22 protein-coding genes are annotated in these 23,508 nt (G+C 62.9%); 5 read left to right on the top strand and 17 right to left on the bottom strand.

Features of this window, described 5'->3' with window-relative positions; translation table 11 throughout:
* Positions 1 to 160: 160 nt before the first annotated feature.
* From KI611_RS03660 to KI611_RS03645, 4 genes are all read right to left on the bottom strand, one after another.
* Positions 161 to 1,285, bottom strand: coding sequence for a porin (locus tag KI611_RS03660; protein ID WP_226418476.1), 1,125 nt, complete (start codon positions 1,283 to 1,285; stop codon positions 161 to 163).
* 173 nt (positions 1,286 to 1,458) lie between these two features.
* Positions 1,459 to 2,247 (bottom strand): indole-3-glycerol phosphate synthase TrpC, encoded by a 789-nt coding sequence (trpC, locus tag KI611_RS03655; RefSeq protein ID WP_226418475.1) that lies wholly within the window; start codon positions 2,245 to 2,247, stop codon positions 1,459 to 1,461.
* The gene (gene trpD / locus KI611_RS03650) at positions 2,244 to 3,266 is read right to left on the bottom strand and encodes an anthranilate phosphoribosyltransferase (RefSeq protein WP_226418474.1); all 1,023 of its coding nucleotides are present in this window, start codon (positions 3,264 to 3,266) and stop codon (positions 2,244 to 2,246) included. Before trpD ends, trpC begins: the two co-directional genes overlap by 4 nt.
* Positions 3,263 to 3,835, bottom strand: coding sequence for an aminodeoxychorismate/anthranilate synthase component II (locus KI611_RS03645; RefSeq protein ID WP_226418473.1), 573 nt, complete (start codon positions 3,833 to 3,835; stop codon positions 3,263 to 3,265). The genes trpD and KI611_RS03645 overlap by 4 nt, the downstream gene beginning before the upstream one ends.
* A gap of 128 nt (positions 3,836 to 3,963) precedes the next feature.
* Between KI611_RS03645 and KI611_RS03640 the strand changes: the two genes are divergently transcribed.
* The 3 genes from KI611_RS03640 to KI611_RS03630 are packed head-to-tail and all read left to right on the top strand — an operon-like array spanning position 3,964 to position 7,113.
* A complete protein-coding gene (locus tag KI611_RS03640) occupies positions 3,964 to 4,974 on the top strand; it encodes a glycosyltransferase family 2 protein (RefSeq protein WP_226418472.1) in 1,011 nt (336 codons plus the stop codon).
* Positions 4,971 to 6,443 carry a glycosyltransferase family 39 protein gene (locus KI611_RS03635; RefSeq protein ID WP_226418471.1) on the top strand — a complete coding sequence of 491 codons (1,473 nt, stop codon included), beginning with the start codon at positions 4,971 to 4,973 and terminating at the stop codon, positions 6,441 to 6,443. The genes KI611_RS03640 and KI611_RS03635 overlap by 4 nt, the downstream gene beginning before the upstream one ends.
* A complete protein-coding gene (locus tag KI611_RS03630) occupies positions 6,424 to 7,113 on the top strand; it encodes a phosphatase PAP2 family protein (protein ID WP_226418470.1) in 690 nt (229 codons plus the stop codon). The genes KI611_RS03635 and KI611_RS03630 overlap by 20 nt, the downstream gene beginning before the upstream one ends.
* Here KI611_RS03630 and KI611_RS03625 read toward each other — a convergent pair.
* From KI611_RS03625 to KI611_RS03580, 10 genes are all read right to left on the bottom strand, one after another.
* On the bottom strand, positions 7,105 to 8,427 hold the full coding sequence (locus tag KI611_RS03625; protein WP_226418469.1) for a sigma-54-dependent transcriptional regulator: 1,323 nt from the start codon (positions 8,425 to 8,427) through the stop codon (positions 7,105 to 7,107). The genes KI611_RS03630 and KI611_RS03625 overlap by 9 nt on opposite strands.
* Positions 8,424 to 10,385, bottom strand: coding sequence for a sensor histidine kinase (locus tag KI611_RS03620; protein WP_226418468.1), 1,962 nt, complete (start codon positions 10,383 to 10,385; stop codon positions 8,424 to 8,426). The genes KI611_RS03625 and KI611_RS03620 overlap by 4 nt, the downstream gene beginning before the upstream one ends.
* An 87-nt stretch (positions 10,386 to 10,472) precedes the next feature.
* Positions 10,473 to 11,873 (bottom strand): aspartate ammonia-lyase, encoded by a 1,401-nt coding sequence (locus tag KI611_RS03615; protein ID WP_226418467.1) that lies wholly within the window; start codon positions 11,871 to 11,873, stop codon positions 10,473 to 10,475.
* A gap of 68 nt (positions 11,874 to 11,941) precedes the next feature.
* On the bottom strand, positions 11,942 to 12,670 hold the full coding sequence (locus KI611_RS03610; protein WP_226418466.1) for an amino acid ABC transporter ATP-binding protein: 729 nt from the start codon (positions 12,668 to 12,670) through the stop codon (positions 11,942 to 11,944).
* Between the two features lie 24 nt (positions 12,671 to 12,694).
* Positions 12,695 to 13,375: a glutamate/aspartate ABC transporter permease GltK gene (gene gltK / locus KI611_RS03605; RefSeq protein WP_226418465.1), complete on the bottom strand. Its 681-nt coding sequence runs from the start codon at positions 13,373 to 13,375 to the stop codon at positions 12,695 to 12,697.
* A 1-nt stretch (position 13,376) separates the two neighbouring features.
* Positions 13,377 to 14,114, bottom strand: a complete 738-nt coding sequence (locus KI611_RS03600; RefSeq protein WP_226418464.1) for an amino acid ABC transporter permease — start codon at positions 14,112 to 14,114, stop codon at positions 13,377 to 13,379.
* Positions 14,115 to 14,182: 68 nt separating this feature from the next.
* On the bottom strand, positions 14,183 to 15,247 hold the full coding sequence (locus tag KI611_RS03595) for an asparaginase (RefSeq protein WP_226418463.1): 1,065 nt from the start codon (positions 15,245 to 15,247) through the stop codon (positions 14,183 to 14,185).
* Positions 15,248 to 15,308: 61 nt separating this feature from the next.
* Positions 15,309 to 16,208, bottom strand: a complete 900-nt coding sequence (locus KI611_RS03590) for a glutamate/aspartate ABC transporter substrate-binding protein (protein WP_226418462.1) — start codon at positions 16,206 to 16,208, stop codon at positions 15,309 to 15,311.
* 261 nt (positions 16,209 to 16,469) lie between these two features.
* Positions 16,470 to 17,408: a nucleoside recognition domain-containing protein gene (locus KI611_RS03585; protein WP_226418461.1), complete on the bottom strand. Its 939-nt coding sequence runs from the start codon at positions 17,406 to 17,408 to the stop codon at positions 16,470 to 16,472.
* Positions 17,409 to 17,513: 105 nt separating this feature from the next.
* The gene (locus KI611_RS03580) at positions 17,514 to 17,753 is read right to left on the bottom strand and encodes a LysR substrate-binding domain-containing protein (protein ID WP_226418460.1); all 240 of its coding nucleotides are present in this window, start codon (positions 17,751 to 17,753) and stop codon (positions 17,514 to 17,516) included.
* Between the two features lie 107 nt (positions 17,754 to 17,860).
* On the opposite strand from KI611_RS03580, the gene KI611_RS03575 reads away from it, so the two are divergent.
* Positions 17,861 to 18,565, top strand: coding sequence for an MFS transporter (locus tag KI611_RS03575; RefSeq protein ID WP_226418459.1), 705 nt, complete (start codon positions 17,861 to 17,863; stop codon positions 18,563 to 18,565).
* Positions 18,566 to 18,647: 82 nt separating this feature from the next.
* Here the strand turns inward: KI611_RS03575 and KI611_RS22085 are convergent, their stop codons facing one another.
* From KI611_RS22085 to KI611_RS03565, 3 genes are all read right to left on the bottom strand, one after another.
* The gene (locus KI611_RS22085; RefSeq protein WP_264180087.1) at positions 18,648 to 18,773 is read right to left on the bottom strand and encodes a hypothetical protein; all 126 of its coding nucleotides are present in this window, start codon (positions 18,771 to 18,773) and stop codon (positions 18,648 to 18,650) included.
* A gap of 309 nt (positions 18,774 to 19,082) precedes the next feature.
* Entirely contained in the window at positions 19,083 to 21,278 is a 2,196-nt protein-coding gene (locus tag KI611_RS03570) for an OsmC domain/YcaO domain-containing protein (RefSeq protein WP_226418458.1), read from the bottom strand.
* 149 nt (positions 21,279 to 21,427) lie between these two features.
* A complete protein-coding gene (locus KI611_RS03565) occupies positions 21,428 to 22,321 on the bottom strand; it encodes a LysR family transcriptional regulator (RefSeq protein ID WP_226418457.1) in 894 nt (297 codons plus the stop codon).
* Positions 22,322 to 22,463: 142 nt separating this feature from the next.
* Between KI611_RS03565 and KI611_RS03560 the strand changes: the two genes are divergently transcribed.
* Positions 22,464 to 23,459, top strand: a complete 996-nt coding sequence (locus KI611_RS03560) for an aldo/keto reductase (RefSeq protein WP_226418456.1) — start codon at positions 22,464 to 22,466, stop codon at positions 23,457 to 23,459.
* Positions 23,460 to 23,508 lie beyond the last annotated feature (49 nt).

Below are 23,508 nucleotides of genomic sequence, written 5' to 3'. Positions count from 1 at the left end.
CGCTTACGACTGAAGACCTTGATGCCTTGTTCGACCTATTGCACAAGGTGCGCCTGTTGGCGCCACCCCAACTTGCTAAATCACTTACGAAACAGAAGAGGCAAATAAAAACGGACGCCGAAGCGTCCGTTCTCTAATCTAAAAAGACGATTAAGTCAGATTAGAAAGCGTGGTTGATACCAACGCCGAAGGTCGTGCCGTCACCAAAACCACCAACAGCATTGGCAGCATTGTGGGTGCCAAGAGCGGAGTTAGCAGTGGTGCCGCCAGCCAGGGCTGCGTACTTTGCACCATAGGACAGATCGGTGTAATTCACAGCGGTGTAGAGGGTGGTGCGCTTAGACAGCGGATGGGTGTAACCCAGAGCGTAGCTAGTAGCGGAACCGCCGGCCGAGGTACGGTTTTTGCCGTTCTGGTCGAGGTAAGCAACGTTAGCGTGGATGTTGCCCTTACCAACCGGAACCACTGCACCCAGGGAGTACAGTTCGGTCTGAGCAGCTTGCTGCAGCTGCTTACCACCGAAGTCGGACAATTGAGCCGTGGCAACAATCTTCACAACCTTGGCATCGAAGCTAGCGCCAACGAAATGGACTTCTTCAATACCGCCAGCAACGTTCGCCCACAGAGCGCCGGTACCGGTCAGGGAGGTGTCAGCGTGTTGGAAGACGTAATCAACATTCACCGGACCAGCAGCGTAGCGCAGGCCAATGCCGTAACCTTCATTGGAAGCCATATCGTTACCGCCTTCACCAGCACGGTAAATTGCTTCACCTTGGAAGCCAGCGATAGTCGGGGAAACGTACTTGATGGAGTTATTCCAGCGAGCATTGCTGCCAACGACGGCGGAGGTGCCGGTTGCGCTTTGCAGGGTCACCAGGGCGCTAACAACAGAACCGCCGAAAGCGTCGTTACGGATACCAGCGCCATAGGCAGGAGCATACTGACGACCAAGGGTCAGCGTACCGGCCTTGGAGTCCAGACCGACGAAAGCTTGACGTTGGAAAGCACCGTTATCAACGGAAGCTTGCGAACCATTATCGATGTTGAAGCCTTGCTCGAGAACGAACACAGCCTTGACACCGTTGCCCAGATCTTCCGTGCCCTTGAAACCCAGACGCGAGCCAGCCAGAACACCGGATTGAACGGCCATGCCATCCGTACCCTTGGAGTTATGGACGTAGAAAACGCCAGCATCAGCAATACCGTAGATGGTGACGTTGGATTGGGCGAAAGCAGCGGTAGAAGCCAGACCAGCGATGGCCAGAGCAATAATCTTCTTTTGCATCAGAAAATCTCCTTAGTGGTTAGTTTTTAATCCGATCTTGCGAACCGATTAAGCTTTACCTCTCGGATTGAGAAGTTGAAAGCGATTGTCGCAAAGAGCGGAAGGCAGTAGCAACGAGTGTTTGGCATCGGAAGATGATTCAGCCGAGCTTTGTTGTTTCGGCGCAACAGCACTCAGGCGAACAAACGCGCCAATTCGCTGCCCGGCTCAGGGGCGCGCATGAAGGCTTCGCCGACCAGGAAGGCTTCAACCTTGTTGGCACGCATCAATGCGACGTCTTCCGGCTTGATGATGCCGCTTTCGGTAACGACGATACGCTCGGCCGGAACGCGGGCGAGCAGGCCAAGTGTTGTATCGAGCGTCACTTCGAAGGTGCGCAGGTTGCGGTTGTTGATGCCGAGCAACGGGGTTTTCAGTTGCAGCGCGGCATCGAGTTCTTCGCCGTTATGCACTTCGACGAGCACGGCCATGCCGTAAGCCTGTGCTTGGGCTTCGAGTGCCTGCATTTCCGGCAGCGTCAGCGCGGCGGCGATGAGCAGGATGCAGTCGGCGCCCATGGCACGCGCTTCGGCCACTTGATAGGCATCGACCATAAAATCCTTGCGCAGCACCGGCAACTGGCAGGCGGCGCGGGCGGCCTGCAGGTATTCCGGGCAGCCCTGGAAGTACTGGCGATCAGTCAGCACCGACAGGCAGGCGGCGCCGTGCGCTTCGTAGCTGCGGGCGATTTCGGCCGGCTGAAAGTCGGGGCGGATGATGCCTTTCGAGGGGCTGGCCTTCTTGATTTCGGCAATCACCGCCGGCTGGCCGCCAGTGATCTTGCGTCGAATGGCGCCGACGAAATCGCGTGGCGCCGACTGGGCGGCGGCTTCGGCCTCAACGGCAGCGAACGGTTTGACGGCCAGAGCGGCGGCGATTTCCTCGCGCTTGGTGGCGACGATCTTGTTGAGAATGTCGCTCATGCGAATTGCTTGGTGCTGTTGATGAACTGTTCGAGCTTGGCGCGCGCTGCACCGGAGACGATCATCTCGAACGCCTGATCGACGGCATCGGCCAGCGTTGCCGCCTGACCGCTGACGTAGATGCTGGCTCCGGCATTGAGGGCGACGATGTCGCGCGCCGCGCCGAGCTTGTTGTCGAGGGCGCCGAGGAGAACGGCTTTCGATTCCTCGACATTGGCGACGCGCAGCACTTTCGGATCGTGCACCGGCAGATTGAACTGTTCCGGGTGGATTTCGTATTCGCTGATCCGGCCATCCTTCAATTCGCCGACCAGCGTGCTGCCGGAGATGGAAATTTCATCGAGGCCTTCGCGGCCGAATACCGTCAGCGCCCGGGTGCTGCCGAGGCGTTGCAGCACGCGCACCAGGATGCCGACCAGATCGGCGTGGAAAACGCCCAGCACCTGCTGCGGCGCATTGGCCGGATTGGTCAGCGGGCCGAGAATATTGAAGATGGTCCGCACGCCGAGTTCGCGGCGCACCGGGGCGGCATGCTTCATGGCGCTGTGGTGGTTCGGGGCAAACATGAAGCCGACGCCGGTTTCGGCAATGCACTGGGCGACCTGAGCGGGCTGCAGATTGATATTAACGCCGAGCGACTCGAGGACATCGGCGCTGCCCGACTGGCTTGATACGGAACGTCCGCCATGCTTGGCGATCTGCGCCCCGGCGGCGGCGGCGACGAACATCGCGGCAGTCGAAATATTGAAGGTATGGGCGCCATCGCCCCCGGTGCCGCAGGTATCGACCAGCCGCGCCACGTCATCGACCTGCACCTTGGTAGACAACTCACGCATCACCGTCGCCGCGGCGGCTATCTCGCCGATGCTTTCCTTTTTGACGCGCAGGCCGATGATGATGGCCGAGATCATCACCGGCGAAACCTCGCCGCTCATAATCTGCTGCATCAGCGACACCATTTCGTCGTGGAAAATTTCGCGGTGTTCAATCACGCGCTGGAGGGCGGCTTGCGGAGTCATTTCTTGTGTTCGTCCAGAAAGTTTTTAAGCAGATCGTGACCGCGCTCGGTCAGGATCGATTCGGGGTGAAACTGCACGCCTTCGACGGCCAGTGTCTTGTGCCGGACCCCCATGATTTCGCCATCCTCGGTCCAAGCGGTGACTTCCAGACAGTCGGGCAGGCTTTCACGCTCGATGGCCAGCGAGTGGTAGCGGGTGCAGGTCAGCGGATTGGGCAGGCCCTTGAAAACACCGATATCCTTATGGTGCACCGGCGACACCTTGCCGTGCATCAGTTTCTTGGCGTGCACCACCTTGCCGCCGAAAGCTTCGCCAATCGCCTGATGACCGAGGCAGACGCCGAGCAAGGGAATCTTGCCGGCAAATTCGCCGATCGCCGCCAGCGAAACACCGGCCTGGGCGGGGGTGCCCGGGCCAGGCGAGATGACCAGATAGTCCGGCTTGAGACGGGCAATGTCGGCGATGCTGATCGCGTCGTTGCGGTAGACCTGAACATCCTGACCCAACTCGCCGAAGTACTGGACGATGTTGTAGGTGAAGCTGTCGTAATTGTCGATCATCAGCAACATGCAGTCGGTTCCTTGCCGGTTACGGTAAACATCAAATTCTACAACAAGCCCCCGCCCCAGCGCGCCGGCCGGCAAGCGGGGTGAGCGAGTTTCACGTTAAAATGCCGCCTTTCCCGCCGGATCTACCCATGAGCGCCGCCCTCTCCATGCCCCCGCACAGCCTTTCCATCGTCGTCCCGTTCTACAACGAGGAAGAGAACATCGCGCCACTGGTCAAGCGCGTGCATGAAGCCCTGGTCGGCTACGAGAATCCATGGGAATTGGTGCTGGTCGATGACGGCAGCAGCGACGCGACGGTCGAACGCGCTGTCCAGGCGGCCAAGGAGTACGGCCCGCACGTGCGCATCGTCGAACTGACCCGCAACTTCAAGCAGACGGCGGCGATGCAGGCCGGTATCGATGCGGCGCGCGGCGACGTGATCGTGACCATGGACGGCGATCTGCAGAACGATCCGGTCGACATTCCGCGCATGGTCGCCCGGCTGTTGAACGAAGACCTCGATCTGGTCGCCGGCTGGCGCCAGAACCGCCAGGACGGCCTGTTCCTGCGCAAGATTCCGTCGAAGATCGCCAACAAGCTGATCGCCCGGATGACCGGCGTCCATCTGCGCGACTACGGCTGCAGCCTGAAAGCCTTCCGCGGCAGCGTCATCAAGAGCGTCCGGCTGTACGGCGAAATGCACCGCTTCATCCCGGCCTGGCTGGCCACCGTCACCACGCCGCGGCGGATCGCCCAGGAGCCGACGACGCACCACGCACGCACCGCCGGCGTTTCCAAGTACGGCATTTCGCGGACTTTCCGCGTTATTCTCGATTTGATCGCCGTCTACTTCTTCATGCGCTTCCGTGCCCGGCCCGGCCATTTCTTCGGCGGCATCGGCCTCGCTCTGACGGCGCTTTCCGGCCTGATCATGACCTGGCTGGCCTGGGTCAAATTCGGCCTCGGCGAGAACATCGGCGGCCGGCCGCTGCTCATCGTCGGCATCGGCACGCTGATTGCCGGCATCCATTTCATCACCACCGGCGTACTGTCCGAGTTGCTTGCCCGCATCTATTTCGAGTCGGGCACCATCCGCTCCTACGCGGCCCGTCCCGAGCGCCTGTTGAACGCCGACGAAGGTTGGCACAAGCCGGCGTGAGTTCCGCGTTCGGCCGCCCAACCGACCTGAAATCCGGCGGCAAATTACTGTTCGGCCTGGCGGCGCTGCTGCTTGCCTGGCGCTTCTGGGTGGTGCCGCAACTGGGCATCACGCTTTATGTCGACGAAGCGCAATACTGGACCTGGGCGCAGCACCTCGACTGGGGCTACTTCTCCAAGCCGCCCGGCGTCGCCGCGCTGATCTGGCTATCCACCGCGCTGTTCGGCGACGGCCTGCTCGGCGTCAAGGCGCTGGCCATGCTCTGCTATCCGCTGGCCGCCGCCGCCTGCTGGGCCATCGCCCGCCGCCTCTACGACCAGCGCATCGCCTTCTGGGCGGCGCTGACCGTGCTGACCTTGCCGATGTTCGGCTGGCTCGGCCTGTTCGTGTCGACCGACGCCTTGCTCACCCTGTTCTGGGTGCTGGCGCTATGGGCCTATCTGCGGGCGCTCGACAGCGATGCCTGGGCCGACTGGCTGCTGCTCGGCGGCGTCTGCGGCCTCGGCCTGCTGTCGAAATACACCATGGCGGTCTGGCTCGGCGCCGCCTTCCTGCATCTGCTCGCCGGCCATCGGCCACGGCTGGCTTCGGCCAAACCCTGGCTGGCCGCCGGGTTGGCGCTGCTGATCCTGACCCCCAATATTTACTGGAATTTCACCCACGACTTTCCGACCCTCAAGCACACCGCCGACATCACATTGAACAAGAAGGCGGCCGGTGGCCTGGCGCCGCTGGCTGAATTCTGGGCGGCGCAGTGGATTTCCTTCGGCCCGATCGTCGGCAGCGTTTTCTTCATTCTGCTCGCCCAGGCCCGGCAGAGCTGGCGCGACGACCGGACCCGGCTGTTGCTGTGGTTCGCCCTGCCGCTGTGGCTGGTCGTTTCAGCCCAGGCGCTCAAAGGCGGCGCCAATGCCAACTGGGCGGCTCCGGCCTTTGCCCCCGCCGCCATCGCCGCCGTCGCCTGGCTGGTCCAGCGGAAAAAACAACGCCTGCTGCTGATCGCGCTGGCCATCAATCTCCTGCTGGTTGGCGTCGTCTATCACTGGCCGAGCCTGCTGGCCGCCGCCGATGTGCAGAATCCGGCGAAAAAGACGCCGTTCAACCGCGCCATGGGCTGGGACGAACTCGGCCGGCAGCTCACGCCGATCATTGCCGCCCACCCCGACAGCGTGCTGATCGCCGACAACCGCACGCTGCTCGCCCACATGCTCTACGAACTGCGCGACCTCAAGCCGGCGGCGGCGAGCTGGAATCCGAGCGGCGCGGCGAGCGACCACTACAAGCTGACCACCGACCTGCGGCCGTGGCTCGGCAAGGATGCGCTGCTGATCACCGAGGACCCGCCGGGGGCCGATTTCGCCAGCCGCTTCGCCAGCGTCGAACCGCTGGCCGTGCTGCAGGCGCCGCTCGATGCGCAGACGACACGCGACATGAAGGTCTACCTGCTCCGTGACTTCAAGGGCTACTGAAACGCGCCTGGTATTGATCGCCTTCGGCCTGCTGGCCGGGCTGTTCATCGCCTTTCCGCAGCTCGACCTGCTGGCCAGCGGCTTGTTCTACCGCGGCGCCGGCCACTGGGCGCTGAATCGCGAGGATCTCTGGCTGGCCATTCCCTACCGCGGCCTGCCCCGGCTCGGCCAGAGCCTGCTGGTCGGGCTGCTGCTGCTCTGGCTGCTCAGTTTCTGGTCGCGCCTGCCGCGCCTCAAGGCGCGCCGGGCAACCCTCGGTTTCCTGCTGGCCGGCGCCCTGCTCGGCCCGGTGCTGCTGGTCGATGCGACGCTGAAGGAACACTCCGGCCGGACCCGGCCGGTCAATGTCGAACAGTTCGGTGGTAGCCGGCAGTTCACGCCGGCCTTCATTCCGGCCGATCAATGCGCACAGAACTGCTCCTTCGTCAGCGGCCATGTCGCCACCGCCTCGTTCATCATGGCGTTCGGCTGGCTCGGCGCCCCGGCCGCGCGCCGCCGCTGGCTGCTCGCCAGCCTCGTCGGCGGCGGCCTGTTCGCGCTGGTCCGCATGGTGCCGGGCGGGCATTTCCTTTCGGACACCGTTTTTGCCTGGTTTGCCACCTATTTCAGCCTCTGGGCGGTGGAATTCCTGTTCCGCAAATTCGGCTGGCTGCCGGCCGGCTCAGATTAGCCCGTACTTCTTCAGCTTGTCGTGCAGCGTCGTGCGGGCGATCTTCAGCGCATCGCTGGTCCGCGCGATATTGCCGTCCTGCTTGGTGAATTCGTTGGCGATCAGCACCCGCTCGTAGTTTTCGACGGCCTCGGTCAGCGATTGCGGCGTGCTGCCGACGCCCGGCGTCGCGCCGTCGCGGCCGATGCCGAGGGCGTGGCAGTCGGCGGCATTGCGCAGTTCGCGGATATTGCCCGGCCAGTCCTGGGCCATCAGCTGGCGCAGATACTCCGAGGTCAGCGGCGGCGGTGGCCGGTTGTAGCGCTTGGCGGCCTGGAGCAGGAATTCGTCGTAGAGCGCCGGAATATCCTCGCGCCGTTCGCGTAGCGCCGGCAGCTCGATGCGCACGACGTTGAGGCGGTAATAGAGGTCGGCGCGGAATTTCCCCTGATCCGAGAGCAGCTTGAGATCTTCCTTGCTCGCCGCCACCACCCGGCAGGACACCGGCACCTGCTGGTTCGAGCCGAGCCGCTCGATGACCCGCTCCTGCAAGACGCGGAGCAGCTTGATCTGCATGTTCATAGGCATCGACTCGACCTCGTCGAGGAACAGCGTGCCGCCGCTGGCGTATTCGATCTTGCCGATGCGCCGCTTCTGTGCGCCGGTGAAAGCCCCCGGTTCATGGCCGAACAGTTCGCTGTCGAGCAGGTTGTCGGCCATGCCGCCGCAATTCAGCGCGACGTAGTTCTCCTGCCGGGCGCCGCTCAAATCGTGCAGGCAGCGGGCGACCATCTCCTTGCCGGTGCCGGTTTCGCCGAAAATCAGCACATCGACCGCCGCATTGGCGACGTCAAGAATCAGCTGGCGGACCTTGGCCATCTGCGGCGAGCGGCCGATCAGCCGGGCCTCGAGATCGTCGCGATGATCGAGCCGGCGGCGCAGCGCCTCAACCTCAAGGACCAGCTCGCGCTTTTCCAGCGCCCGCCGGACGACATCGACCAGATCGCCGGTCGAGAACGGCTTCTGCATGAAGTCGTAGGCGCCGCTGCGCATCGCCTCGACGGCCAGCGTCACGTCGCCATGGCCGGTGATGATGATCACCGGCAGATTGGGATCGAGCTGATTGACCCAGCGCAGCAGCGCCATGCCGTCCATGCCGGGCAGCCGCATGTCGCTGACCACGATGCCGGCGTAGTCGGCGCTCAGCCGGCGCTGCGCCTCCTCGGCGGTAGCCACGGCATCGACCGGGATGCCGGCCAGTTGCATGGCCTGTTCGCAGCCCAGGCGGACATTCGGATCGTCTTCGACGAGCAGCACGGCAAGCGGGGCCTTCATGGCAAACCCTTTGGTGGATCAGCGTTGATCGAGAGCGGCAATAGCACGGTGAAACAGGCGCCGCCGCCGGGCGCCGGTTCGGCCAGCAGGTCGCCGCCGAAATCGCGCAGGATGTCGCGCGAGATGGTCAGCCCCAGGCCAAGACCTTCGCCCGGTTGCTTGGTGGTGAAGAAGGGCTCGAACAGATGTTCCAGCGCCTGCGCCGTGAAGCCGCTGCCGGTATCGCTGACGGTCAGCGCCAGGCGCCGCTCGTCGGCCAGGGCGATGGCAAAGCGCAAGCGGCGCTCGGGCCGCTCGGCCATGGCGTCGATGGCATTGCCGATCAGGTTGACCAGCACCTGCTGCAGGCGGTTCTGGTCGCACCAGGCGATCCACGAATCAGCGGCAATTGGCCGGTCCACTGTCACGTTCTGCTTGCGCAACCGTTGCTCGAACAGAAACAGCGCGCTATCGACGGCCTGCGCCACATCGACCGCCGCCGAGACGGCCGGCGACTTGCGGGCAAAGGTTTTCAGCGGCGTGATGATACGCCCGGCCTGCTCGGCCAGCTGGCCGACGATGCCGAGATTCTTCTCGGCCGTCACCAGATCGCCGCGATGCATGAACTCGACGGCATTGGCCGATAGCGTGCGGATCGCCCCGAGCGGCTGGCTCAACTCATGGGTGATGCCGGTGGCCATCTGGCCGAGCACCGCCAGCTTGGCCGCCTGGACCAGTTCGTCCTGGGCCGAACGCAGGGTCTGTTCGGCGCGTTCGCGCTCGACCACTTCGCGCTGCAGCCGGTCGACGGCCTCGGAGAGGTCGGCCGTCCGTTCGCCGACCTTGTTTTCCAGCTCCTGATTGGCCCGTTGCAGCATCGCCTGCGCCTCTTCGCGGCCGCGCGCCAGGCGCTGGCGCTGCTTGGCATAGAGCGCGCCGAGCAGCAGGCAGCCGAGGGCGGCGGCGGTCAACGCGGCATGCGTCGCCGCCTGGACGGCGACCGGCCGCAAGTCGGAAAAGACGACGATGCGCCAGGCCGTGCCCGGCAAATTGCGCGACAGGGCGAGATAGGGCTTGGCCCCGCTCAGCGGGCTGAGGTCGCCGCGCAGATGCTTGGGCAGGCGGACGATGGCCCCGTCGGCAGCGCCTTCCAGTTCGATATCCAGCGTTACCGCGCCGATTGCCTGGCCGGCGAACTGTTCGCGGCTGACCCGCTCGAGTTCCGCCTTCGGCCATGGCTGCAGCGTTGCGTAGCGCCAGTCGGGCGGCGAGGCGAGCAGCACCAGGCCGCTGCTGTCGACGATCAGGGCCGGCGCCTCTTGGCCCAGCCAGCGCCGTTCCAGCTCGCGGATGCCGGATTTGACGACGGCGACGCCGATCACCTTCCACTCCTGCTGCTCGTCGCGAATCGGCAACGCGAAGTAATAGCCCGGCTCGTGGCGCACATGGTCCACCGCGTAATGGCGGGCCGGCACGCCGCGCACCGCGTTGCGGAAAAACGGCATGTAGGAAAGCTCGGCCGCCAGCAGGTTGTCGGAAAAGATCCAGTCGCTGGAAGCGGCAACCCGCCCCTTGGTATCGAGAACGAAAATCGCCGGACCGCCGAGGTGGTCGTTGAGTTTCTGCAGGAAGCGGTTGGCTGCCGGCTGCAGCACATCCTGTTTGTCTTCCGGCGCCCGCAACAGGGCGAGGACGTCCGGATTCAGTTCGACGGCGCTGGGAATCGAGGCATGCCGCGTCACTTCGCTGTCGATGGCGGCGGCCAGCGTATCGAGTTGATGGCTGGCCGCCTGGCGCATGCGGTCGATGCCGTCGCGCTCGGAGAGGCGATAGGCAAACAGGCCGGCCGCCAGAAAAATCGCCAGCAGCAGCGCCAGACCGAGGGCGCGGTGCGGCTTGGGCAAAGAGGACGGAATCGGCGAACGGGCTTCAGGCATCGGGGCGGCGGCAGGAGGATGCGTCCATTGTAGCGTTGGCACGGCCGCCCCCGGCGCCGCTCACCGGCCGCAACAGCCCCACCGACCGGGCGGTCGGCGGGGCCAGGCAACGCTGAGCGCAGTACGCCATCAATTCATCCGGCGCGGCGCCGTCAGAACTTCGGGGGCCAGCACGGCGGCCAGCGTGGCACCATCCATCAGGCCCATTTCCTCGACCAGTTCGGCGACGCCGCGCCCGGTGCGCAGCGCTTCCTGGGCCACCCGCGTGGCGTTTTCGTAACCGATGTACGGATTGAGCGCCGTCGCCAGGCCGGCCGAAGTGCGGACGCGTTCGGCGAGCAGTTCGCGATTGGCGGTAATGCCTTGGACGCAATGGGTGGTCAGGGTCAGGCAACCGGCGGTCAGGTGCTGGATGCTCTTGAACAGGCTGTGGGCGATGATCGGCTCGAAAGCGTTCAATTGCAGCTGGCCGCCTTCGGCCGCCATGGTGATGGTGACGTCGTTGCCGATGACTTCGAAGGCGATCTGGTTGACCACCTCGGGAATCACCGGATTGACCTTGCCCGGCATGATCGACGAGCCGGCGGCGCGCGGCGGCAGATTGATCTCGTTGAGCCCGGCCTGCGGGCCGGAGGAAAGCAGGCGCAAGTCGTTGCAGGTCTTCGACAGTTTGCAGGCGACGCGCTTCAGCACGCCGGAGAGCTGCACGAAGGCGCCGCAGTCCTGGGTCGCTTCGATGAGGTTCGGCGCCGCTTCGAGCGCCAGGCCGGACAACTGCGACAGGTGGTCGATGGCCAGCTTCGAGTAGCGCATGTCGGTATTGATGCCGGTGCCGATGGCGGTGGCGCCGAGATTGATTTCGCGGATCAGCGCGATCGCCTCGCCGAGGCGCAGCTCGTCTTCGTGCAGCATCACCGCGTAGGTCGAGAATTCCTGGCCGAGGGTCATCGGCACGGCGTCCTGCAACTGGGTCCGGCCGATTTTCAGGACGTCCTTGAACTCCTCGGCCTTGGCGGCAAAGGCCACCCGCAGCCCGGCCATCGCCGTGAGCAGGGCGCCGATGGCAAAGCAGGCGGCGACGCGCAAGGCGGTCGGATAAACGTCGTTGGTGCTCTGCGACATGTTGACGTGATTGAGCGGGTGCAGCTCGGCATAGTCGCCCTTCCGGTGACCGAGCAATTCGAGCGCCCGGTTGGCAATCACCTCGTTGGCATTCATGTTGGTCGACGTCCCGGCGCCGCCCTGGATCACGTCGACGACAAACTCTTCATGCAGCTGGCCGGCGGCGATCTCCCGGCAGGCGGCGATGATCGCCTCGGCGCGGCGCTGGTCGAGCTGGCCGAGTTCGGCATTGGCCAGGGCGGCGGCCTGCTTGGTCAGGGCCAGGGCGCGGACCAGTTCGCCATAGCTGCCGATGGTCTTGCCGGTAATCGGGTAATTCTCGATGGCGCGCAGGGTATGGACGCCCCAGTAGGCGCCGACCGGCACATCGGCATCGCCGAGCAGATCGTGTTCGCGTCGTGTGTTCATGGTGTCTCCTTTTATGTTTTTCATTCTGCCGGTCGGCCTGCCGCAGCGTCGCGGCAGGCGCCGGAATATCAGTGGTGCAGGATCTTGGCGAGGAACTGCTGCGCCCGTTCCGAACGCGGATTGGCGAAGAAGGCTTCCTTGCTGTCGTCCTCGACGATACGGCCCTGGTCCATGAAGATGACGCGGTTGGCAACGCGCTTGGCAAAGCCCATTTCGTGCGTCACGCACATCATCGTCATGCCTTCCTTGGCCAGTTCGGTCATCACGTCGAGCACCTCGTTGACCATTTCCGGGTCGAGGGCCGAAGTCGGCTCGTCGAACAGCATGCAGATCGGGTCCATCGCCAGCGCCCGGGCAATCGCCACGCGCTGCTGCTGGCCGCCGGACAGCTGGCCGGGGAACTTGTTGGCCTGGGCTTTCAGGCCAACGCGGTCGAGCAGCTTGAGGCCCTTGTCCATCGCTTCGTCCTGGCTGCGCTTGAGCACCTTGACCTGGGCGATGGCCAGGTTCTGGGTGATGCTCATGTGCGGGAACAGTTCGAAGTTCTGGAAAACCATGCCGACGTGGGCGCGCAACGTGGACAGGTTGGTCTTGCGGTCGCCGACCGAGATGCCGTTGACGACGATTTCGCCGGACTGGAAAGGTTCCAGGCCATTGACGCACTTGATCAGCGTCGATTTGCCGGAACCGGACGGGCCGCAGACGACGATCACTTCACCTTTGCTGACCGAGGTGGTGCAATCGGTAAGCACCTTGAAGTCGCCATACTGCTTGCTGACATTTGCAATCTTGATCATGGGATTTCTCCTTGAAGCTGGCGCTCAGGCCGGGGAATATTTTTTCTGGAGACGCTTCACGAGCTGCGAAGCGGAGAAGCAGATGACGAAATAGACGGCACCGGCAAAAAGCAGCATTTCGACGAGTCGACCGTCGCGGTCGCCGACCTTGTAGGCGGCACCGAAAAAGTCGGCGAGCGCCGAGACGTAGACCAGCGAGGTATCCTGGAAGAGGATGATGCCTTGCGTCAGCAGCAGCGGCACCATGTTGCGGAAGGCCTGCGGCAGCACGACGAGACGCATCGCCTGGCCGTAGGTCATGCCCAGTGCCGAAGCCGCAGAAATCTGCCCCTTCGGCACGCTCTGGATGCCGGCCCGGATGATTTCCGAGTAATAGGCCGATTCGAACAGGGCAAAGCCGGCCATCGCCGAAGACAAACGCATGTCCGTCCCCTTCGGAATGTTGAACAGTTGCCCGACAAACTCCGGCACGATCAGGAAGAACCAGAGCAGCACCATGACCAGCGGCACGGCGCGGAACAGGTTGACATAGCCGGCGGCGAACCAGGACAGCGCCTTGACCGGCGACAGTCGCATCATGGCCAGCAAGGTGCCCCAGACGATGCCGATGAGCACGGCCTGCACGGTGATGACCAGGGTGACCTTCATGCCGTCCCAGAGGAAGGGCAAGGCGCCGGGAATCGAAGACCAGTCGAATTCGTACATGTTATTTGCCTCCGATATAGCCGGGCACCGCAATGCGCCGCTCGAACTTGTGCATAAGGGTCATCACGGTGACATTGATGATGATGTAGGACAGCGTCACGGCAATGAAGGACTCGAAGGGCTGCGCCGTGTAATCGACCAGCTGGCGGCCTTGGGCGGCCAGTTCGAGAAGGCCGATGGTGGAGCAGACGGCGGAGTTCTTGAAGATGTTGAGGAACTCGGACGTCAGCGGCGGCACGACCAGGCGGAAGGCCATCGGCAGCATCACGAAGCGATAGGTTTGCGGCAACGTCAAGCCGAGCGCCAGGCCGGCATTCTTCTGGCCGCGCGGCAGCGAATTGATGCCGGCCCGCACCTGCTCGGCGACCCGGGCACTGGTAAACAGCCCCAGGCAGATCATCGAGGCGAGGAATTGCTGCATCACCGGATTGGTCTGCTTGTAAGCATCACCGATACTGACCGGCAGCAGCTCAGGCAACACGAAGTACCAGATGAACAACTGCACGAGCAGCGGCACGTTGCGAAACATCTCGACATAGGCGGTGGCCATACCGGCCAGCACCTTGTTCGGCACGGTCCGCAGGACGCCGACCAGCGCCCCGAGCAACAGGGCGATCAGCCACGCGCTCAAGGACAGCCCGATGGTCATTTTGAAGCCGGCGAACATCCAGCCCAGATAGGTGTCGTCGCCGCTCGCGCTCGGCTGCAGGAAGACACCCCAGTTCCATTGATAGCCCATAAATCATTTCCTCCTTTGTGGATCCCCCGGAGCCTGTCGGAAAACCGACTCCGTCTTTTTCAGCTTGCTCAGTACTCCCAGAAGATGCGCTGGAGTTCCTTGCTGTCCTGGGTCTTGGTCATTGCCACGGCAGCCAGGATGCGCGCCTTCTGCGGATTCAGGTCATGCGCCACGACCCAGTCGTACTGGTCGTCCGGCTGTTCGGCATTGCGCAGCACGAAGCCGCCGCCATTGACGTGCGAGGAGCGGATGATCTGCACCCCGTTGGCGCGCAGTTCGCGCAGGGCCGGGACGACCCGGGCGGCCACCGAGCCGTTGCCGGTCCCGCTGTGGATGATCGCCTTGGCGCCCTTGTCGGCCAGCGCCCGGTAGGCGGTGTCGCTGACATTGCCGTAGCCGTAGGCGATTTCGACCGGCGCCAGGGCGTCGATCTGCTCGATGTCGAACTCGGAATTCGTCGTGTGGCGCTTGGCCGGCAGGCGGAACCAGTAGTTCTTGCCCTCGACCACCATGCCGAGCGGCCCCCACGGACTCTTGAAGGCTTCGGTCTTGATGTTGATCGTCTTGGCGACGTCGCGACCGCTGTTCAGTTCGTCGTTCATCGTCACCAGCACGCCCTTGCCACGGGCATCCTGACTCGCCGCCACGCTGACCGCGTTGAACAGGTTCAGCGTGCCGTCGGCCGACATCGCGGTACCGGGGCGCATCGAACCGACCACGACGATCGGCTTGGCGGTATGCACCACCAGGTTGAGGAAGTAGGCGGTTTCTTCCAGCGTGTCGGTGCCGTGGGTGATCACGATGCCGTCGACGTCGCCCTGCCTGGCCAGCGCGGCGACCCGTTTGCCGAGCGTCACCAGATGCTCGTTGGTAAAGCTCTCCGAAGCGATCTGGAAAACCTGTTCGCCGCGCACCTGGGCGACATTGGCGAGTTCCGGCACACCGGCGATCAGCTTGTCGACCGGCACCTTGGCCGCCTGATAGGTGGCGCTGTTGGTGGCCGCCGCGCCGGCCCCAGCGATGGTGCCGCCGGTGGCCAGGATGACGACATTGGGCTTGGCGGCGAAGGCCGGCAGGGCCGCCAGACAAGCAGCGGCAATCAGCAGGCAGCGGGAAAGAAAACGGTTCGACATGGCGAGTCTCCTTGGGGCAGGCTGCTGCCGACCCGACGGGCCGGCAGCCGGGTACGGCTGTTTACTCGAAAGCCTTGTCGTTCGGGGCTTTGTACAGCGCCTTCATTTCATCCGACAAGGGCATGTTCAGATTCAGGCCCTTCGGCGGAATCGGGTTCATGAACCACTTGGCGTAGATCTTCTCGGCTTCGCCCGAGGTCATCACCTTGGTCAGCGCCGCATCGACCACCTTCTTGAAGCCCGGGTCGTCCTTGCGCAGCATACAGCCGTAGGCTTCCTTGGACTGGGCCGTACCGACCACCGTCCAGTCGCCCGGCTTCTTGGCCTTGGCCATTTCGCCGAAGAGCAGCGCGTCGTCCATCATGAAGGCGACGGCACGGCCGGTTTCCAGGGTCAGGAAGGCTTCGCCGTGGTCCTTGGCGGAGATGACGTTCATGCCCATCTTCTTGTCTTCGTTCATCTTGCGGAGCAGGCGCTCGGAGGTGGTGCCGGCGGTGGTCACGACGTTCTTGCCGGCGAGGTCGGCGAAATCGGTGATGCCGGCGGTTTTCTTGACCATCAGCTTGGTGCCGATGACGAAGATGGTGGTCGAGAAAGCGACCTGTTTCTGGCGGTCGAGATTGTTGGTCGTCGAGCCGCATTCGATATCGACCGTGCCGTTCTGGATCAGCGTGATGCGGTTGGCCGAGGTGACCGGCATCAGCTTGGTGTCGATCTTGGCCAGCTTGAGGTTGTCCTTGATGCCATCGACGGCTTTCAGCATCAGTTCGTGCGAGTAGCCGATGACTTGCTGCTTGTCGTCGTAGTAGGAGAACGGAATCGACGATTCGCGGTGGCCGAGGGTGATCGTCCCGGTCTCCTTGATCTTCTTCAGGGTCAGCGATTCCTGGGCATGGGCGGGGGCCAGGGCAGAAGCGCTCAGGGCAGTGGCAAGTGCAGCAGCAAGGGCAAATCGGTTCATGACGTCTCCAGTTGGGCAAAGAAGCCAGCGGATGGCTTCGGCAGGAAAGACAACGCAGATGGCGTGCCAGCCCGACCGAGCCAGCAAAAAGAAACCATGCTCTTGATTTATTGGGGGTTTATAAACCGATAGTCGGCGGCGCTGCCGGAATTCCGATATTGGACAGCAACCAGCCATCGGAATTCCGACACTTTGCCGGCAGCGACTAACGGCAAAGGCAGGCCGCTTGCGTGCCCGGCCCCCGCCCTTAGCGGGCGGCGCTCAGCCGGCCAGGATATGTCCGGCGGTGCGCGCGGCGATGCCGACGCAGGCGCCGAGCGCTGCCGGTTTCCAGACGGCGGCGACGCGCCGGCCGGCGGAAATGAGGACGGCGACGCCGGGGATATCGAACGGCGAAATCAGGAAGCCGGCGCTGGCATTGAGCAATTCGGCGCTGATCTGGCCGCTCCGGCGCATATCGTCCATCACCCCCATCATCGCCGTGCCGCCGGCCAGATACTTGGTCAGCGTCGGCAGGATCAGCACCGGATCGATCGCCGCCATGGCCAGCAGCGGGGTCAGCCATTGGGTCAGCAGGTCGATGGCGCCGAACCGCTTGAGGGCCATCACGACGACCAGCGACAGCACCAGCATCGGCATGGCGCCGACGGCGATCTTGAACGCCTCCGCCCCGGCCCGGTTGATCACGTCAAGCACGCCTTTGGCGCTCTCGGCCACTGGATGGTGCAGCGTTTCGTCGAGGCGCTCCTCCTCGACCGACAGGGCGCGGCCGAACAGATAGTAGGTGGCGGCCGCAGCGACCAGGCCACCAACCAGCGAGAAGACCAGCGTCGTCGAGAAGTTCAGACCCATGGTCAGCATCGGAAAGGCGGCGTTGGCCTGGCTCATCGCGAAGACCATCGCCAGCGTCGCCGCCAGATGGCGGTCGGAAGCGCCGCGCTGCTCCATCATCGTCAAGGTCGCCATCGGCGCGGCGAAGCTGACGAAATTGATCTGCAAGGCGGCGAAGACGCCCAGCCCGGTCAGGCCGAAAGGCCGGAGCAGCGGTGCCAGACGGGCGACCACCCAGTCGAGGACGCCGCGCGCTTCGAGCAGGCGCATCAACGACAGCATCACCACCATCACCGGCAACAACACGAAGAGCGCCAGTTCAACGGCCGAGCGTCCGGACTTGAGGATGATGTCGATCAGGATTTCCATGGATTCGCGCTTAGGTGGCTATGGGTTGGACGGCGTCGGCCGCGAGTATGTTTGCCGCATCCTCGCCGGTCAATAATGGACTTCCCTAGGCCCGCGCCGATGCGATCAAGCCTGGTGGCGCAAGGCATCGACGAGCAGCCGGAAGGCGGGAAAGGTCTGACGGCGCGTCGGAAAATGCAGGTGATACCCGGGAAAGGGCGGGCACCACTCGCCCAAGCTCGGGACCAGCGGACCCGCCGCGATGTACGGCGCGACCATGTCCTCGGGCAGGTAGGCCAGGCCGCAACCGGCCGGGGCCGCGCGCATCATCGACAGCGTCGACAGCGAACCAGCACCGCTGCGCACAGTCCTCGGTTCGCTGGCACTGAGCAGCACCTTGCAGACTTTGCGCGCCCGCCTTGCCGATTTTGAAACGCAGAGCGAACGCGCCGCCTCGACGGATTTTCCGCCGGGTGAGTGAGACCAAGCTAGCTCAGGCGCTGCCCCCCGGCTGCAGCCTCAAGACCCTGGCGATTCTGAGCGCCCTGCTGTCCTTTGCATCGATTTCGACCGACCTGTACCTGCCGGCTCTCCCGGCCATTGCCGCCGAGTTGCAGGAGGACGCCGGGACGATCGAACTGACGATCTCCGGGTATCTGGTCGGCTTCAGCCTCGGCCAATTATTCTGGGGTCCGATCGGCGATCGCTACGGTCGCCGGCTGCCGATCATGGTCGGCCTGCTCCTGTTCATCATCGGCTCGGCCGGTTGCGCGACCTCGACGACCGTCACGGCGATGATCGGCTGGCGAATCGTCCAGGCCCTCGGCGCCTGCGCCAGTGTCGTGTTGGCCCGGGCGATGATTCGTGACCTTTATGTCGGCCACCAGGCGGCCCGGATGTTGTCGAGCCTGATGACGGTGATGGCCATCGCGCCCTTGATCGGCCCGAGCCTGGGCGGCGGCATCCTGCATGTCGCTTCGTGGCGCTTCATCTTCTGGAGCCTGGTCGGCGTTGGCATCGCCACCCTTTGGGCACTGCGCGCCCTCCCCGAAACCTTGCCCGAAGAACGGCGGAGCCGGCAGACGATCCCGAGCGCCATGGCGCACTACGGGCAATTGCTGCGGCGATTTCGGGAGGGCTACTGGCCATCATTACCGGCATTGGCCTGGGCGGACTGATCGGCCTGCTGATCCCGCTCTTCCTGTTCGTCTCGGCAACCGGTTTCATCGTCGCCAACTCGATTGTCGGGGCGCTCAGCAGCTATCCCGAGCGGGCCGGCGCGATATCGGCGCTGGTCGGCACCATCCAGTACGGCACCGGCATTTTCGGCTCGGCACTGGTCGGCTTCTTCGCCGACGGAACGCCGTGGCCGATGGCTTGGATCATTGCTGCATTCGGTTGTGGAAGCCTCGTCTGCGCGGTATTCATCGTGCCTGCCAGCGAAGCGGGACTCAATGAAATACGCGATGTCAGCTAATCGGCAACGCTCACGCTAAAGCGGCTAAGACCACTGGCACATCGGCCAAACTCGAATCGGCGCCTATCGGTTGGCAATCGATCGGTTGCATGCCCTACAACGGCAACTTGGTACGGACGTCGGCTTTCCAAGCCTGCGAATCAGAACACCCGGCCCGAAGCGCATCGGGAGACGCCCGGCCACGGCTGATCCAGCCCTGACCCGTAACCCTAACCGAATCAAGCCGCCGCCTTGCCCCGCGCTGTGTGCAGTTTCCTGTAGCTGTCGATCAGGCGCTGGTGCCGGTCCAGCCCTTCCAGTTGCAGGCTGGTCGGCGTCAGGCCATGAAAGCGCACGCTGCCGTCCACCGAGCCGAGCACCGCATCCATGCGCGGGTCGCCGAACATGCGACGGAAATTGGCCTCATAGTCGTCCAGTTCCAGCTCGTCGTCGAGCAGCACTTCCAGCACCACGTTGAGCGCCTGGTAGAACAGGCCGCGCTCGACGGTGTTTTCGTTGTATTGCAGGTAGGCCTCGACCTGCTCCTTGGCCGCCGCGAAGTCCTGCAAGGCAAGGTTGATCAGCAGCTTCAACTCCAGAATCGTCAGCTGGCCCCAGTCGGTGTTCTCGTCGAACTCGACACCGATCAGCGTGATGATGTCGGTGTAGTCGTCGAGCTCGCTGTCTTCCAGGCGCTCCAGCAAGGCCTCCAGGCCGGCGTCGTCGAGACGGTGCAGGTTCAGGATGTCGGCGCGGAAGGCCAGCGCCTTGTTGGTGTTGTCCCAGATCAGGTCGTCCACCGGGTAGATTTCCGAGTAGCCCGGCACCAGGATGCGGCAGGCCGTGGCGCCGAGTTGGTCATACACCGCCATGTACGCTTCCTTGCCCATGGCTTCGAGAATGCCGAACAGCGTCGCGGCCTCGTCGGCGTTGGAATTTTCACCCTGGCCGGAGAAATCCCACTCGGCGAATTCGTAATCCGCCCTGGCGCTGAAAAAGCGCCACGACACGACGCCGCTCGAATCGATGAAGTGCTCGACGAAGTTGTTCGGCTCGGTGACGGCGTTGCTCTCGAAGGTCGGCCGTGGCAGGTCGTTGAGGCCTTCGAAGCTGCGCCCCTGCAACAGTTCGGTGAGGCTGCGTTCGAGCGCCACTTCCAGGCTCGGATGCGCGCCGAAGGAGGCGAAGACGCCGCCGGTGCGCGGGTTCATCAGGGTCACGCACATCACCGGGAATTCGCCGCCCAGCGACGCATCCTTGACCAGCACCGGGAAGCCCTGGTTTTCCAGTTCGGCAATGCCGGCGACGATGCCGGGGTATTTCGCCAGCACGTCGGCCGGCACATCCGGCAGCGCGATTTCGCCTTCGAGAATTTCGCGTTTCACTGCCCGCTCGAAGATTTCCGACAGGCACTGCACCTGCGCCTCGGCCAGCGTGTTGCCGGCGCTCATGCCGTTGCTCAGGAACAGGTTGTCGATCAGGTTGGTCGGAAAATACACCGTCTCGCCGTCCGACTGGCGCACGTAGGGCAGCGCGCAGATGCCGCGCTCGGTATTGCCGGAATTGGTGTCGTAGAGATGCGAGCCGCGCAGCTCGCCATCCGGGTTATAGATTTCCAGACAGTAGTCATCGAGCAGCCCCTTGGGCAGCGCGTCCTTCTTGCCCGGCTTGAACCAGCGCTCGCTCGGGTAATGCACGAAAGCCGCGTTGGCGATCTCTTCGCCCCAGTAATTGTCGTTGTAGAAGTGATTGCAATTGGCCCGCTCGATGAACTCGCCGAGCGCCGACGCCAACGCGCTTTCCTTGGTGGCGCCCTTGCCGTTGGTGAAGCACATTGGCGAATGCGCATCGCGGATATGCAGCGACCAGACGTTGGGCACCAGGTTGCGCCACGAGGCGATCTCGATCTTCATGCCCAGCCCGGCGAGCAGGCCGGACATGTTGGCGATGGTCTGCTCCAGCGGCAGATCCTTGCCGGCGATATAGGTGCTCGCCTCCGAATCCGGATTGAGCGTCAGCAAGGCCTGCGCATCGGCATCGAGACTCTCGACTTCCTCGATGACGAACTCCGGCCCGGTCTGCACCACCTTCTTGACGGTACACCGCTCGATGGAGCGCAAAATGCCCTGCCGGTCCTTGGCGGAAATATCCGCCGGCAACTCGACCTGGATCTTGAAAATTTGCTGGTAGCGGTTTTCCGGATCGACGATGTTGTTCTGCGACAGGCGGATGTGCTCGGTCGGAATGTTGCGCGTGTCGCAGTACAACTTGACGAAATAAGCCGCACACAAAGCCGACGAAGCCAGAAAGTAATCGAACGGCCCCGGCGCCGAGCCGTCGCCCTTGTAGCGGATGGGCTGATCGGCAATGACCGTGAAGTCGTCGAACTTGGCCTCGAGACGAAGCTTGTCGAGAAAATTGACCTTAATTTCCATGCGGGAATCCAAAAATAGCGTTCAAAACGAATTGGCCGCCATTATCCGGCTTTCCAGTGGGAAAACCTTTGAGGCGATGACCGACTGTAATCAGGCTGGAGCGATGAACGTCCGGTCAAATAGCCTGATGCCGGGCATTGAAATACAACTCAAACCCGATACCGCAAGCACTCCACTAAGAGGCTAAATGCCGGTGAAGACTGCCGGCTTGTCGGATAGTAAAGGTGATACCCGGGATACGGTTGGCACCAGTCCTCCAGCACCGAAATGAGTTTCCCGCTGGCGATTTCCTCTTTTGCCATGTCGGCTGGCAGGTAAGCCAAACCACAACCAGCCACCGCCGCTCGAAGAATGTGCGACCCTATGTTGAATGTCCATTGCCCCTCGACGTGGGCTTTCAAGGGATTTCCCTCCTTCTCGAACTCCCAAACCATGTAGCTATCGTGGGTCGGCAAACGCAAATTGATGCACTTGTGCCGAGAAAGATCCTGAGGGGATTGCGGCCGCGGATTGCGAGACAAATAGTCCGGCGAGCCCACCACGGCAACCCGGAGGTCGGGTCCGATCCGCACCGCTACCATGTCCTTTTCGACCTGATCACCGAGGCGCACGCCGGCATGAAAACGCTGGGCAACGATATCGGTCATTCCGTAATTGACGTTGATCTCGACCCTGATTGCGGGGTAGTCCTGCAAAAGTCCCTGTAGGCGAGGCCAAAGCACGGTGTTGGCCGCATGTTCGGCGGTCGTGATGCGGATCAGGCCGCTGGGCTTGTTTTTTTGCTCGCTTAACGCCGCCAGTTCGCTATCGATTTCCTCAAGGCGCGGGGCTACGGTTTCCAGCAACTTGGTTCCTGCCTCGGTCGGCGACACACTCCGCGTGGTGCGAGCCAGCAAGCGAACCCCGAGCCGGGCTTCCAGGCTGCGAATCGTGTGACTCAACGCCGATTGCGACATCCCCAATTGAGCAGCAGCGCGGGTGAAACTTCTTTCACGCGCTACAGCAATAAACGCAACAAGATCGCTAAAGTCGCCGGCAGCCATTTATCAGTTCCACGCATAAACCCATGCCGATTTTAGCGTATTAACAAATTAATCAGCGACAACTACATTGACGAACATCAGCACACGAAACGCGCCTGGATAAGACACAGCGGTGTGCCCCTCACATCCAAGGAGATTCGTCATGAAGAAACGCATGCTCGGCAATAGCGGTCTGGAAGTATCTGCACTGGGTCTCGGCTGCATGTCGATGAGTTCGGCCTACGGTCCGGCCGGCGACAAAACGGAGATGATCGCGCTGATCCGCAAGGCGGTCGATTTGGGCGTCACTTTCTTCGACACGGCTGAAGTCTACGGTCCGTTCGTCAACGAGGAATTGCTGGGTGAAGCACTTACACCTTTCAAGGGACAGGTAGTCATCGCCACGAAATTCGGCTTCGATCTCGATCCAGCGACAGCGCAGCGCACCGGTGGCGTCAATAGCCGTCCGGAACACGTCAAGGCGGTGGCCGAGGCATCGCTGAAGCGCCTCAAGGTCGATGCCATCGATCTGTTTTACCAGCACCGTGTCGATCCCAGTGTCCCCATCGAGGACGTGGCCGGCGCTGTGAAAGAGTTGATCGCCGAAGGCAAAGTGAAACATTTCGGCCTGTCCGAGCCGGGGATCCAGACGGTTCGCCGCGCTCACGCCATTCAGCCGGTGACCGCCGTGCAAAGCGAGTATTCCCTGTGGTGGCGAGGCCCGGAAAGCGAATTGCTGCCGACGCTGGAAGAACTGGGGATAGGCTTCGTCCCGTTCAGCCCGCTCGGGGCCGGTTTCCTGACCGGCAAGATGGACGAGAACACCCGTTTCGATAGCTCCGACTTCCGTTCGCAGGTTCCGCGCTTCGCCCCGGATGCACTGAAAGCCAACGTCGCGCTGGTCGCTTTGATTCGCGCAGTTGCCGAGAGCAAAGGGGTGACTCCCGCCCAGATTGCGCTCGCTTGGCTGCTGGCGCAAAAAGCCTGGATCGTTCCGATTCCCGGCACCACGAAACTGCATCGCCTTGAAGAGAATCTGGGGGCCATCGCTATCGAACTGACCTCTGCCGAATTGCAGCGCATCGAGTCGGCTGCCTCGAAACTACATCTGGAAGGTGCGCGTCTGCCCGAGTACGCGCTGAACATGACGGGACTGTAATCACGGCTATGAAAGCTCATTCATATACGAACTGAAAAAGGTATCGGTC

Origin of the sequence: Dechloromonas denitrificans (assembly GCF_020510685.1) — a bacterium.
GTDB lineage: Bacteria > Pseudomonadota > Gammaproteobacteria > Burkholderiales > Rhodocyclaceae > Azonexus > Azonexus denitrificans_A.
The sequence above is the reverse complement of the archived record's forward strand: the minus strand, read 5'-3'. Positions and strand labels throughout refer to the sequence as shown.

Bases quoted from the DNA above. Each gene is read 5' to 3' on its own strand.
- KI611_RS03660 (WP_226418476.1), bottom strand. From the start codon at position 1,285: ATGCAAAAGAAGATTATTGCTCTGGCCATCGCTGGTCTGGCTTCTACC.
- trpC (WP_226418475.1), bottom strand. From the start codon at position 2,247: ATGAGCGACATTCTCAACAAGATCGTCGCCACCAAGCGCGAGGAAATC.
- trpD (WP_226418474.1), bottom strand. From the start codon at position 3,266: ATGACTCCGCAAGCCGCCCTCCAGCGCGTGATTGAACACCGCGAAATT.
- KI611_RS03645 (WP_226418473.1), bottom strand. From the start codon at position 3,835: ATGTTGCTGATGATCGACAATTACGACAGCTTCACCTACAACATCGTC.
- KI611_RS03640 (WP_226418472.1), top strand. From the start codon at position 3,964: ATGAGCGCCGCCCTCTCCATGCCCCCGCACAGCCTTTCCATCGTCGTC.
- KI611_RS03625 (WP_226418469.1), bottom strand. From the start codon at position 8,427: ATGAAGGCCCCGCTTGCCGTGCTGCTCGTCGAAGACGATCCGAATGTC.
- KI611_RS03615 (WP_226418467.1), bottom strand. From the start codon at position 11,873: ATGAACACACGACGCGAACACGATCTGCTCGGCGATGCCGATGTGCCG.
- KI611_RS03610 (WP_226418466.1), bottom strand. From the start codon at position 12,670: ATGATCAAGATTGCAAATGTCAGCAAGCAGTATGGCGACTTCAAGGTG.
- gltK (WP_226418465.1), bottom strand. From the start codon at position 13,375: ATGTACGAATTCGACTGGTCTTCGATTCCCGGCGCCTTGCCCTTCCTC.
- KI611_RS03600 (WP_226418464.1), bottom strand. From the start codon at position 14,114: ATGGGCTATCAATGGAACTGGGGTGTCTTCCTGCAGCCGAGCGCGAGC.
- KI611_RS03595 (WP_226418463.1), bottom strand. From the start codon at position 15,247: ATGTCGAACCGTTTTCTTTCCCGCTGCCTGCTGATTGCCGCTGCTTGT.
- KI611_RS03590 (WP_226418462.1), bottom strand. From the start codon at position 16,208: ATGAACCGATTTGCCCTTGCTGCTGCACTTGCCACTGCCCTGAGCGCT.
- KI611_RS03585 (WP_226418461.1), bottom strand. From the start codon at position 17,408: ATGGAAATCCTGATCGACATCATCCTCAAGTCCGGACGCTCGGCCGTT.
- KI611_RS22085 (WP_264180087.1), bottom strand. From the start codon at position 18,773: ATGATCCAAGCCATCGGCCACGGCGTTCCGTCGGCGAAGAAGCCGACC.
- KI611_RS03570 (WP_226418458.1), bottom strand. From the start codon at position 21,278: ATGGAAATTAAGGTCAATTTTCTCGACAAGCTTCGTCTCGAGGCCAAG.
- KI611_RS03565 (WP_226418457.1), bottom strand. From the start codon at position 22,321: ATGGCTGCCGGCGACTTTAGCGATCTTGTTGCGTTTATTGCTGTAGCG.
- KI611_RS03560 (WP_226418456.1), top strand. From the start codon at position 22,464: ATGAAGAAACGCATGCTCGGCAATAGCGGTCTGGAAGTATCTGCACTG.